At 72.7% G+C, this 12,300-nt stretch carries 9 protein-coding genes; 3 read left to right on the top strand and 6 right to left on the bottom strand.

Annotated elements, in window-relative coordinates; all coding sequences use genetic code 11:
• Positions 1-22 precede the first annotated feature (22 nt).
• Both ACH9D2_RS17725 and ACH9D2_RS17720 read right to left on the bottom strand, forming a co-directional pair.
• Complete coding sequence (locus ACH9D2_RS17725; RefSeq protein WP_396364146.1) at positions 23-451, bottom strand: HIT family protein; 429 nt, start codon at positions 449-451, stop codon at positions 23-25.
• Between the two features lie 67 nt (positions 452-518).
• Positions 519-1,181 carry an MBL fold metallo-hydrolase gene (locus ACH9D2_RS17720; RefSeq protein ID WP_396364145.1) on the bottom strand — a complete coding sequence of 221 codons (663 nt, stop codon included), beginning with the start codon at positions 1,179-1,181 and terminating at the stop codon, positions 519-521.
• Between the two features lie 111 nt (positions 1,182-1,292).
• Here ACH9D2_RS17720 and ACH9D2_RS17715 point away from each other — a divergent pair, with 111 nt between their 5' ends.
• Positions 1,293-1,724 carry a Fur family transcriptional regulator gene (locus tag ACH9D2_RS17715; protein WP_396364144.1) on the top strand — a complete coding sequence of 144 codons (432 nt, stop codon included), beginning with the start codon at positions 1,293-1,295 and terminating at the stop codon, positions 1,722-1,724.
• Positions 1,717-2,673, top strand: coding sequence for a diacylglycerol kinase family protein (locus ACH9D2_RS17710; RefSeq protein WP_396364143.1), 957 nt, complete (start codon positions 1,717-1,719; stop codon positions 2,671-2,673). The genes ACH9D2_RS17715 and ACH9D2_RS17710 overlap by 8 nt, the downstream gene beginning before the upstream one ends.
• Positions 2,674-2,863: 190 nt before the next feature.
• On the opposite strand, the gene ACH9D2_RS17705 is transcribed toward ACH9D2_RS17710, so the two are convergent.
• The 4 genes from ACH9D2_RS17705 to guaB1 form a co-directional block, all read right to left on the bottom strand.
• A complete protein-coding gene (locus tag ACH9D2_RS17705) occupies positions 2,864-3,892 on the bottom strand; it encodes a metal ABC transporter solute-binding protein, Zn/Mn family (RefSeq protein ID WP_396364142.1) in 1,029 nt (342 codons plus the stop codon).
• A gap of 116 nt (positions 3,893-4,008) precedes the next feature.
• A complete protein-coding gene (locus ACH9D2_RS17700) occupies positions 4,009-5,091 on the bottom strand; it encodes a CNNM domain-containing protein (RefSeq protein WP_396364141.1) in 1,083 nt (360 codons plus the stop codon).
• On the bottom strand, positions 5,088-6,449 hold the full coding sequence (locus tag ACH9D2_RS17695; RefSeq protein WP_396364140.1) for a hemolysin family protein: 1,362 nt from the start codon (positions 6,447-6,449) through the stop codon (positions 5,088-5,090). The genes ACH9D2_RS17700 and ACH9D2_RS17695 overlap by 4 nt, the downstream gene beginning before the upstream one ends.
• Positions 6,450-6,637: 188 nt before the next feature.
• A complete protein-coding gene (guaB1, locus tag ACH9D2_RS17690) occupies positions 6,638-8,095 on the bottom strand; it encodes a GMP reductase (RefSeq protein ID WP_396364139.1) in 1,458 nt (485 codons plus the stop codon).
• Positions 8,096-8,365: 270 nt separating this feature from the next.
• On the opposite strand from guaB1, the gene ACH9D2_RS17685 reads away from it, so the two are divergent.
• On the top strand, positions 8,366-12,268 hold the full coding sequence (locus ACH9D2_RS17685) for a multifunctional oxoglutarate decarboxylase/oxoglutarate dehydrogenase thiamine pyrophosphate-binding subunit/dihydrolipoyllysine-residue succinyltransferase subunit (RefSeq protein WP_396364138.1): 3,903 nt from the start codon (positions 8,366-8,368) through the stop codon (positions 12,266-12,268).
• Positions 12,269-12,300 lie beyond the last annotated feature (32 nt).

Below are 12,300 nucleotides of genomic sequence, written 5' to 3'. Positions count from 1 at the left end.
CGTCAGGCACCGGGCCCGCGGGTCACGCCTGCGGGACGGAGGACCCGTGCCCGGCCTCGGCGAGGGCGGCCCGGAGCCGCTCGGCGGCCTCGTCCATCCAGGCGGGATCCGGGTCGCGGAGCGCGTTGGCGAACTGGAACTGCTCGATCGAGTTCGCCGGCCACACGTGTACATGGGTGTGCGGGACCTCGAAGCCCTGGATCATCTGGCCCACCCGCGCGGGGCGCCACACGGCGTCGATGGCCCGCCCGATCCGCTGGGAGACGACCATCAGGTGCGCCGCCAGGTCCTCGGGCAGGTCGATCCAGTGGTCGTGCTCCGCGCGGGGCACCACGAGGGTGTGGCCCTGCGAGAGGGGGTCGATCGACAGGAACCCGACGCAGTGCTCGTCCTGCCAGACGAAGCGGCCGGGGATCTCCCCCTCGATGATCTTCGTGAAGACGGTGCTCACGGGTGCTCCCTTCCGGTGGTGGGTGGTGGTCGGACCGCGGCCTCCGCGCGGGACGGCGGCCGCGCGGCTACAGGGCCACGCGCTCGCCGGTGGCCAGGTGTCGGTACTCGGCCCCGTACTTCGCGGCGAACGCGCTCAGCTGTCCCTCGATCACGCCGAAGCCGTTGTCGGAGAGCAGCCCGTCGTGGATCTGGAAGACCCGCTCGGGGCGGACGGCCACCACGAAGTCGATGACCTCCGCCAGCTTGTTCCAGGGCGCGTGGATCGGGGCCAGCAGCACGGGTGCGGAGAGCCCGTGCGGGACCACCAGCGAGTCGCCGGGGTGGTAGACCGTGTCGTCGACCAGGTAGCCGATGTTGTCCACGGTGCGGATGAGCGGGTGGATCAGCGCGTGCTGGCCGCCGAACGTCCGCACGGTGAAGCCCTCGAGCTCCAGCACGGTCTCGGGCTCGGCGTCGTGGATCGCGTGGCCCTCCCCGAGGGCCTCCCGCAATCCTGCGGCGACCGGGGCCGGGGCGTACACCTGGATCTCCGGGTGCGCCCGGAGGTGCGCGTGCACCGGCTCCGGGTCGAGGTGGTCGGGGTGCACGTGCGTGACGAGCAGGACGTCCGCCCCGTCGAGGGCCTCCGCGAGCTCCTCCCGCCCGGAGAACTTGCCCGGGTCGAGGACCAGGACCCTGCCCTCCTTCTCGAGCCGCACGCACGAGTGGGTGTACTTGATCAGCTCCATGGGCCCACCCTATCCCCGGCTCCGGCCGGGCCCCCAGGGCGGCGGAGGACGTGTCGGGCGGTCCTTGTTAAGCTGGTGACCTGCCCGGTACCAGCGACGAGAGGACGAGGCGTGAGCGTGAGAACCAGCGGCGGTGGCGCCGGGGAGGTCCGCAACACCCGGCAGCGCCGTGCCGTCTCCCGGGCCCTCGCGTCCCTGGAGGACTTCATCTCCACGCAGGACCTGCACGCCCTGCTGCGGGAGCGCGGCGACTCCGTCTCCCTGGCCACGACCTACCGGATCCTGCAGTCGATGTCCGAGCTCGGGGAGCTGGACGTCCTGCGCAGCGACGACGGCGAGGCGATCTACCGCCGCTGCGCGGCCGAGCACCACCACCACCACCTCGTGTGCCGCCGCTGCGGCGCCGCCGTGGAGCTCGAGGCGCCCACCATCGAGGAGTGGGCCGGGCGCACCGCCGCAGCCCACGGCTTCACCGAGGTGGACCACACGATCGAGATCACCGGCCTGTGCGCCGCCTGCGGGGCGCGGCGGGCCGATGGCTGAGTCGGCTCCGCCCCGCGGCGTCTTCGTCCTCGCGGTCAACCCGCACGCGGGCCGCGGCCGCGCCCTGGAGGACGCGCACCGGGCCGCGGAGCTGCTGCGCACCGGCGGCGACGAGACCGTGGTGCTCTCCGCCGGGGACCTCGACGCCCTGCTGGCACTGGTCCGCGACCGTCTGCGGGAGCGGGCCCTCACGACCCGGGCGCTCGTGGTCGTGGGCGGGGACGGGATGGTCCAGGCCGGTCTCGGGGTGCTCGTGGAGCTCGCCGCGCAGGGCGTCGACATCCCGCTGGGCGTGGTGCCGTGCGGGACCGGCAACGACCTGGCCCGGCACTTCGGGGTCCCGCTGCGGGACCCGGTGATCGCGGCGGGGCGGATCCTGCGCCGGCTCGACGACCCCGGACCGCGCCGGCTCGACGTCGGCCGGGTGCGCTTCCCGGACGGGCGCACGTCCTTCTTCGCGACCGCCCTGTGCGCCGGCTTCGACGCCGTGGTCAACGAGCGCGCCAACCGGTGGCTGCGCCTCACCGGATCCACCAAGTACCTGCTGGCCGTCCTGGTGGAGATCGTGCGGCTGCGCACCGTCCGCTACCGGCTCGAGATCGAGGACGCCGGCGGACGGCGCCGCACGGAGCGCCGGGAGGGGGTGCTCCTGAACGTCGCCAACACCTCGTCGATCGGGGGCGGCCTGTCGATCGTGCCCGGGGCCCGGGAGGACGACGGGCTGCTGGAGCTGTTCACCGTGGCGCCCCTGGGCCGGGCCCGCTTCCTCTTCCTGTTCCCCCGGCTGTTCTCGGGCCGGCACGTGGCGCTGGAGAGCGTGCGGATCGAACGGGTCCGCTCCGTGGCCGTGGACGCCGCGGACGTCACCGCCTACGCGGACGGAGAACGCCTCGGACCGCTGCCGGCGCGCGTGGACGTCCTCCCCGCGGCGGTCCGGGTCCTGGCCTGAGCCCCGGACCGGCCGCACCTGCTCGGCAGCGCGTGCGCACGGCCGCCGGATCGATGAGCAGCGCCAGGACGAGCAGGGCGCCCGCCCGGATCGAGCTGCCGTGCAGCGCGACCGTCTCGCCGTGGTCGTCGAGGACGAGGACCGAGGGGAGCACGTGGTCCCGGTCGAGCGCCACCGGCCGGGGCCCCGCTCACTCGGCGGCCGCGCCCGAGGCCGTGGGGCGCAGCGCGCCCAGGGCGTCGGCGACCGCGGTGACGTTGTCGTCCATCCACTCGAGGTAGGTGCTGCCCTCGGGCGGGGTCTCGGTGAACTCCACGACCGCAGCGTCGGCGGCCCGGGCGTCGTCGCGCAGCTGCCCGGTCCGGCCCGAGGCGGTCCGTGCGTCGAGTGCGAGCAGCTGCACGTGGCCGCTGCGCAGCTCCTCCCGGACCTCCCGCAGGACCGGCGGGGGGAGGTCGGTGCCGTTCTCCACGGCCGCCGTGAACTCCGCGGGGGTGTCGTCGTGGAGCCCCGCGTCCTCGAGCAGGTGGACCGCCACGGGCTCGGTCGCCACGAAGGCCGCGTTGTCGGCGGGCACGTCGGCGAGCCGCTGCTTCAGGGCCGCGAGCCGGTCGGCGAAGGCCCCGGCGTTGTCCCGGTAGGCGGAGGCGCCGTCCGGGTCCAGCACGGCGAGCCGGCCGGCGACCGCCACGGCCACCTCGTCCATGGCGTCGAGGTCGTACCAGACGTGCTCGTCGCTCCCGCCGTGCTGGTGGCCCTCGTGCTCGTGGCCCTCGTGCGGGGCGGGCTCGGCGCTCCCGCCCGCCAGGCCGGAAGCCTCGTAGGCCTCGACCACCTGGGCGTCGCCCTGGGCGGCGAGGTCCTCCATGAAGGCGTCGTAGCCCCCGCCGTTGAGCACCACGAGGTCGGCGTCCGCCACGGCGAGCCGGTCCTGGGCGGTGGCCTCGTAGGAGTGGGGTTCCTGGGCCGTGGAGTCGATGACCGGGTCGACCACCACGGCGTCCCTGCCGACCTCGCGCACGACGTCGGCGTAGACCGTCGTGGTGGTCACGACGGTCAGCGCGTCGTCCGGCCCGGCGTCCTCGGCGGCGCCGTCCGCGCACGCGCTCAGGCCCAGGAGCGCGGCGCCGGCGAGGGCGGCGGCCCGGAGGACGGCGCGCGGGCGCGCGGGCGGAAGCAGTGCGGTCGTGGCGGACCCGTTCCTGCGCGGTCGCGACACCGGGGGGGACCCCCGCGGGATGTCGGGAGCTGTGCGCTCCGATGAGAATGCTTTGCATCAGGAGCCTCATGCTACCAAGCGCCGGGAGTCCCCACGGCGGGCCGGTCGGCGGCCGTTCAGCGCGGCGGTTCGGAGGTGTCCACCCGGTCCCCGCGGCGCTGCCGCCGGTCCTGTGTGGTGTCGCGGATCTCACCGACCAGCTCCTCGATGACGTCCTCGAGGAACAGCACGCCGAGGGTCTGCCCACCGGCGTCGACCACGCGTGCCAGGTGCGAGCCGGTGCGCTGCATGGCCGCCAGCGCGTCGTCGATCTCGATGCCGGGCCGCAGGTTCGCCAGCGAGCGGACACGGGTCACCGGCACCGCCTCGTTGTAGCGGCTCTCCGGGATCGACAGCACGTCCTTGATGTGCAGGTAGCCGTTGAGCTCGCCGTCGTCCTCCGTGAGCGCGAAGCGCGAGAAGCCCGTGCGTGCCACCGCCTTCTCGACCTCCGCCGCGGACACGTCCTCGGGCAGCGTCACCAGCTCCTGCAACGGCACCATGACGTCGGCGGTGCGCTTCGACGAGAACTCGAGGGCCCCGGACAGCAGGCCCGTCTGGTCCGCGACGGTGCCCTCCTTCGTGGACTCCGCCACGATGGACTGGAGCTCGTCGAGGGTGAAGGTCGAGGAGACCTCGTCCTTCGGCTCGATGCCCATCAGCTTCAGGACGTGGTTCGCCGACCAGTTCAGCGTGGCGATGACCGGCTTGACCACGCGGGAGACGAACACGAGCGGCGGCGCCAGCAGCAGCACCGCGCGGTCCGCGGCGGACACCGACATGTTCTTCGGCACCATCTCGCCGAACACCACGTGCAGGAAGGTGACCACGAGCAGGGCCGTGAGGAACCCGCTGACGTCGGCGATCTCCACCGGTACGCCCAGGTGCTCCAGCGGGCCGGAGACGATGTGGTGCAGCGCCGGCTCGGAGATGTTGAGGATCAGCAGCGAGCACACGGTGATGCCCAGCTGGCAGCAGGCCAGCATGAGCGAGACGTGCTCCATCGCGTACAGCGCGGTCCGGGCCCGCTTGTCGCCCTCCTCGGCCAGCGGCTCGATCTGGCTGCGCCGTGCGGACATGACGGCGAACTCGCCGCCCACGAAGAAGGCGTTGCCCGCCAGGAGCACCACGAGCCACGCGAGGCCTGCCCAGTCGCTCATCGTGCGTCCTCCTCTCGTGCGCCCTGCTCGCGGGCGCCGGTCGCGGCGTCCTCGTGCTCGGCCGGGGTGGGGACGAAGCGGATCCGGTCCACGCGGCGCCCCTCCATCCGGGCGACCTCGAGCACCCCGCCCTGGACGGGGACCACGTCCCCGGGCTTCGGGATCTGCCCGAGCCGGTCCATCATGAAACCGCCCATGGTCTCGTAGGCGGGCCCGTCCTCGATGTCGAGCTCGGTGATCTGCTCGGAGACCTCGTCGGGGCGCATCAGGCCCGGGAAGTACCACTCGCCCGCCGCGGACTGCAGGGCGCCGAGGCTGAGCCGGTCGTGCTCGTCGGAGACCTCCCCGACCACCTCCTCCACGAGGTCCTCGAGGGTGACGACACCGGCGGTGCCGCCCCACTCGTCGACGACGACGGCCATCTGGAGCCCGCCGGAGCGCAGCTGCACGAGCAGGGAGTCCAGGTGGACGGTCTCGGGCACGCGCAGGACGTCCTCCATGATCGCCCCGCACTCCAGGGCGGCGCGGCGCTCCGAGGGCACGGCCACGGCCTTCTTGACGTGGACCACTCCGCGGACGTCGTCCGGGGAGTCGTCCATCACGGGGAACCGGGAGTGCCCGGTGCGGGAGGCGACGGCCACGACGTCCGCCACGGACTCGTGGGAGTCGAGCATCTGCACGCGGATCCGGGGCGTCATGACGTCCGCGGCCGTGCGCTCCGCGAACGTGAGGGTCTTGGCGACGAACGCGGCGGTGCCGGCGTCCAGGGTGCCCATCTTCGCGGAGCGGCGGACCATCGAGGACAGCTCCTCCGGGGAGCGCGCGCCCGAGAGCTCCTCCTTGGCCTCCATCCCGAACAGGTGCAGGACGCGGTTGGCCACGCCGTTGAGGGTGACCACGAACGGCTTGAACACCGCCGTGAACACGAGCTGGGGACGGGCGACCAGCCGGCCCACCCGGAACGCCTCCGCGATGGCCCAGTTCTTGGGCACGAGCTCACCGAGCAGCATGGACAGCAGCGTGGAGAGGAGCATCGACAGCGCCAGGGTGGCTCCCCCGGCGGCCGCCACGGACAGGCCGGTGAGCTCGGCGATCGGCTCCCGCAGGAAGGACTGGAGCGCCAGGTCCAGGGTGTAGCCGGTGAGCAGGGTGGTCAGGGTGATCCCCAGCTGGCAGCTGGAGAGCTGCGTGGACAGGGACTTGAGGCACTTGAGCAGCGGTTCCGCGGCCCGGTCGCCCTCGGCGACCGCCCGGCGCACCGTGGTCTGGTCGAGGGCCACCAGGGAGAACTCCACGGCCACGAAGAAGCCCGTGCCGAGGATCAGGAGCAGACCCGCCGCCAGGAGCAGCCATTCCATCAGGAGCGGCCTCCCGTGGCGGCCCGCCGGGCGGGACGGGCGGCGGCCGTGCGGCCGGGAGCGGAGAGGGGGGTGGTGGGTGAGCCGGCTCGGGGGCCGCGGCGGGGGACGCCGCGGCCGGGCCGGCAACTACTGAACGAGTCCATGAGAGCTCCAGAGTACCGGAGCGGCACCCGTCCGGCGCCTGCTCACGACCAGCTGACGGGGCGCGCCCTGCCCTCCTCGTAGCCGGAGGCGGACTGGATGCCGACCACGGCCCGGGACGCGAACTGCTCGAGGGTCGTGGCCCCCGCGTAGGTCATGGAGCTGCGCACGCCGGCGGTGATCTGGTCCACGAGGTCCTCCACGCCGGGGCGCTCGGGGTCGAGGTACATCTTGGAGCTCGAGATGCCCTCCTCGAACAGGCCCTTGCGGGCCCGGTCGAAGGCGCCCTCGCCGCGGGTGCGCTCGCGCACCGCGCGGGTCGAGGCCATGCCGAAGCTCTCCTTGTACATGCGGCCGTCGGCGTCCACGTTCAGCTCGCCGGGGCCCTCGTGGGTGCCGGCGAACCAGGAGCCGACCATGACCTGGCTGGCGCCGGCCGCGAGGGCCAGGGCGACGTCCCGGGGGTGCTTCACGCCGCCGTCCGCCCAGACGTGGCGGCCCAGCCCGGCGGCGGCCTCGGCGCACTCGAGCACGGCGGAGAACTGGGGGCGCCCCACGGCGGTCATCATCCGGGTGGTGCACATCGCCCCGGGGCCCACGCCGACCTTCACGATGTCGGCGCCGGCGTCGACGAGGTCCTGGACGCCGTCGGCGGTGACCACGTTGCCCGCCACGACGGGCACGTCGGGGGCCGCCGCGCGCACCTGCTCGAGGGCCTCCACCATCTTGCGCTGGTGGCCGTGGGCGGTGTCGACGACGAGCACGTCCACGCCGGCGTCGAGGAGGGCCCGGGTCTTGCCCCGGACGTCTCCGTTGATGCCCACGGCGGCGCCCACCCGGAGCCGGCCGGCGCCGTCCAGCGCGGGGGTGTAGATGGTGGAGCGGACCGTGCCCTTCCGTGTCAGCACGCCCACCACCGTGTCCCCGTCGAGCACGGGCGCCACGTGGGCGCGGGTCTGGGTCAGCCGGTCGTAGGCGGCGGCGAGGACGTCGTCGCCGGACCCGGCCCGGACCTCTTCGAGCTGGAACACCGGGGCGTCGGTGCGCATGATCGAGCCGAGCTGGGTGAAGCGGTCCACCTCGGCGCAGTCGGCCGCGAGCACCACCCCGCGGTAGGCCCGCTCCGGGCCGCACACCACCACGGCGCCGTGGGGGCGCTTGTGCATGATGCCCAGGGCGTCGTGGACGGTGTCCTCGGCGCCGAGGACCACCGGCGTCTCGAAGCGCGGCGAGCGGTCCTTGACCCAGGACGTGACGTCGGCGATGACGTCGAGCGGGATGTCCTGCGGCAGGATCCCGAGTCCGCCGCGGCGGGCGAGCGTCTCGACCATCCGGCGCCCGGTGACGGCCGTCATGTTCGCGGCCACGAGCGGCACGGTGGCGCCCGTGCCGTCGCGGGGGGTGAGGTCGACGTCGAAGCGGGAGGTGACCCGGGAGCTCGAGGGGACGAGGAAGACGTCGCTGTAGGTCAGGTCGGAGGTGGGGGTGTTGAGGAAGCGCACGCGCGCCAGTCTAGCCGGGGCCCGCGACACGCGGCCCCGCGGCGGGGCGGCGGACTAGCCATGCCGCCGCGCGGATCACTAGACTCGCCGGAGGTACGGCCGCGCCCGGTCTACGACCGTCCGGCAGCTCCCGGAGGCGGACGCCGCCGGCTGTCGCGGGAGACGGCCGGCGACGAACACCGGCGGCGGTCCGGACGCTGCCGGGACCGACACTGTGGAGACCGGGCAGACGGCCTCCACGCGATCAACCATGGAAGAGGCGTATTCCCCGTGCCACATCAGCCACAGCACCCCATCCCTGAAGAATTCGCAGGTAACGAGTGGCTCGTCGACGAACTGTTCGAGAAGTACCGGACGGACAAGAACTCGGTGGACGAGAAGTGGTGGCCCATCTTCGAGTCGATGAGCGCGGACAGCGACACCTCTCCGGAGCAGGCGGGCTCCGCGGAGGCCCCGGCGGCGAAGACCTCCGAGAAGGCGCCGCAGAAGACCCCGGAGAAGGCGCCCTCCACCGCGAGGAAGACGGCCCCGGAGGCCGCCGCCGCGCAGCCCAAGGCCGCCGCCGCCCCCCAGCCGCCCAGGTCGCAGAAGACCGCTGAGCGGACCTCCTCCGCGCCGGCGGCGAAGCCCGCGGCGGCTCCCGCACCCACCAAGTCCGGTGCCAAGGCGGAGGGCCGGCCCGAGACCGACCAGGGCGAGGCCGATGCCACGGAGGCGAAGAAGCCCATTCCGGCCCAGCCCGCCCGCGCCCGCGCCACGGCCCCCAACCACGACGCGCCGGCCGAGGACAAGGTCGTCAAGCTGCGCGGTCCCGCGAAGGCCGTGGCCGCCAACATGGACGCGTCCCTCACGGTGCCCACCGCCACCACGGTCCGCGCCGTCCCCGCGAAGCTGCTGATCGACAACCGCATCGTGATCAACAGCCACCTCGCCCGCAACCGTGGCGGCAAGGTGTCCTTCACGCACCTGATCGGCTACGCCGTGATCAAGGCGCTGGCCAACTACCCCTCCCAGAACGTCGTCTACGACGAGCAGGACGGCAAGCCCGTCGCGGTGCACCCCGCCCACGTCAACTTCGGCGTCGCCATCGACATCCCGAACAAGGACGGATCCCGCAACCTCGTGGTGCCGAACATCAAGGGCGCCGAGGAGATGTCCTTCATGCAGTTCTGGAACGCGTACGAGGACATCGTCCGCCGCGCGCGCGCCAACGAGCTGACCATGGACGACTACCAGGGCACCACCGTGTCCCTGACCAACCCGGGCGGCATCGGCACCGTGCACTCGGTGCCGCGGCTGTCCAAGGGCCAGGCGTGCATCGTCGGCGTGGGGGCCCTCGACCACCCCGCCGAGTACCGGGGCTCCTCCCCCAAGACCATCGCCCGCCACGCGGTCTCGAAGATCATCACGCTGACCTCGACCTACGACCACCGCGTCATCCAGGGCGCCGGCTCCGGCGAGTTCCTGCGCCTGATCGAGTCCTACCTGCTGGGCACGGAGGACTTCTACGACGAGATCTTCGAGGCCCTGCGGATCCCCTACGAGCCCGTGCGCTGGGCCGTGGACAACCAGGTCAACCCGGAGATCCAGGTCAACAAGGTCGCCCGGATCCAGCAGCTCATCCACGCCTACCGGGTCCGCGGGCACCTCATGGCGGACACCAACCCGCTCGAGTACGTGATGCGCAAGCACCCGGACCTCGACATCCGCACCTACGGGCTGTCCCTGTGGGACCTGGAGCGCGAGTGGCCCACCGGGGGCTTCGGCGGCGCCGACGTCCTGAGCCTGCGCACCATCCTGGGCCGGCTGCGGGACGCCTACTGCCGGACCCTCGGCGTGGAGTACATGCACCTGCAGGAGCCGGAGGAGCGCGAGTGGTTCCAGGACCAGCTCGAGCACGGGTACCAGAAGCCCAGCCGTGAGGAGCAGTTCCGCATCCTCGGCCGGCTCAACGCCGCCGAGGCGTTCGAGACGTTCCTGCAGACCAAGTACGTGGGCCAGAAGCGCTTCTCCCTCGAGGGCGGCGAGTCACTCATCCCGCTGCTGGACGAGATCATCTCGGACGCCGCCGACGCCGGGCTCGCGGGCGTGGGCATCGCCATGGCCCACCGCGGCCGGCTCAACGTGCTCACCAACATCGCCGGCAAGTCCTACGCCCAGGTCTTCCGGGAGTTCGAGGGCAGCCAGGACCCGCGCACCACCGAGGGCTCCGGCGACGTGAAGTACCACCTCGGCACGGAGGGCTCCTTCACCTCCGACAACGGCAACGAGACCCAGGTCTACCTCGCCGCGAACCCGTCCCACCTCGAGGCGGCCGACCCGGTCGTCGAGGGCATCGCCCGGGCCAAGACCGACGTCCTGGGGGCCGGCCCCGAGGGCGACGGCACCTACCCGGTGCTGCCGATCCAGGTGCACGGCGACGCGGCCTTCGCGGGCCAGGGTGTCGTGGCCGAGGTCCTGCAGATGGCGCTGCTGCCCGGTTACACCGTGGGCGGCACCGTCCACGTCGTCGTGAACAACCAGGTGGGCTTCACCACCGCGCCCGCCGCGGCCCGGTCCACCACCTACGCGACGGACATCGCCAAGGGCCTCCAGGCGCCGATCTTCCACGTCAACGCCGACGACCCCGAGGCCGTCACCCACGTGGGCCAGATGGCGTTCGCGTACCGGCAGACCTTCCACAAGGACGTCATCATCGACCTCGTGTGCTACCGCCGGCGCGGCCACAACGAGGGCGACGACCCCTCGATGACCCAGCCGCTGATGTACAACCTGATCGAGGAGAAGCGCTCGACCCGCAGGATCTACACCGAGAACCTCGTGGGCCGCGGCGACATCACCCAGGAGGAGGCCGACCGGGCGCTGAAGGACTACCAGGAGCGGCTGGAGCGGGTCTTCGCCGAGACCCACGAGGCCCAGACCTCCTCCATCCCGCTGGTCACCGGCGACTCCGCCGCGATCTCGAACATCGAGCGCCCCTCCGCCCAGCAGGCGGACTCCGGCGTCTCGATCCCGCGCACCACGGCGATCTCCACCGACGCCGCCGAGCGGATCGGCGCGGTGCACGTGGAGGTCCCCGAGGGCTTCGCCGTGCACAAGAAGCTGCGCAAGCTGCTCGAGCGCCGCGAGGCGATGACCCGCGAGGGCGGTGTGGACTGGGGCATGGGCGAGCTCATGGCCTTCGGCTCCCTCATGATGGAGGGCATCCCGGTCCGGATGTCCGGCCAGGACGTCCGGCGCGGCACCTTCACCCAGCGCCACGCCGTGTTCTACGACGCCGACACCGGCGCGGAGTGGACCCCGCTCAACCACCTCTCCGGAGGCCAGGCGCAGCTGGCGATCTACAACTCGCTGCTGTCCGAGTACGGGGTGCTGGGCTTCGAGTACGGCTACTCCGTGGAGCGGCCCGATGCCCTGACCGTGTGGGAGGCCCAGTTCGGCGACTTCGTCAACGGCGCCCAGATCATCCTGGACGAGTTCGTCTCCTCCGCCGAGCAGAAGTGGGGCCAGCGCTCGTCGCTGGTCATGCTCCTGCCGCACGGCTTCGAGGGGCAGGGCCCGGACCACTCCTCGGCCCGCATCGAGCGCTTCCTGACGCTGTGCGCCGAGAAGAACATGGTCGTGGCCAACCCCTCGACCCCGTCGAACCACTTCCACCTGCTGCGCCGGCAGGCCTACAGCCGCCCGCGCAAGCCGCTGGTGGTGGCCACGCCGAAGCAGCTGCTGCGCCTCAAGGCGGCGGCCTCCCCCATCGAGGAGTTCACCTCCGGCACGTTCCGCCCGGTGATCGGCGACCAGGCGGGGCTCGAGGCCTCCGAGGTCACGGACGTCGTGCTGGTCTCCGGCCGGCTCTACTACGACCTCGCCGCGGCCCGCGAGGAGCGCAAGGACCGGGGGACGGCGATCGTGCGCGTGGAGCAGCTGTACCCGCTGCCCCTCGCCGAGCTCCGGGAGGAGCTCGGCAAGTACCCGGAGGCCCGGCTCACGTGGGCCCAGGACGAGCCCGCCAACCAGGGCGCGTGGCCGTTCATGGCGGTCAACCTGGTGCCGCAGCTCGACCGGCCGGTCCGGCTGGCGTCCCGCCCCGCGTCCGCGTCCCCGGCCAACGGCTCGGCCAAGCGCCACGCGGCCGAGCTCGAGACGCTGGTGCAGACGGCCTTCGAGCGCGACTGACACCGTCCCGGGAGGGCGGGGGCCCGTGCCCC

The organism is Kocuria rhizosphaericola (genome assembly GCF_044462205.1).
In the GTDB taxonomy this organism is placed as follows: Bacteria; Actinomycetota; Actinomycetes; order Actinomycetales; family Micrococcaceae; genus Kocuria; species Kocuria rhizosphaericola.
Note: the sequence above shows the minus strand (reverse complement) of the source record. Positions and strands in the feature narration are given on the sequence as shown.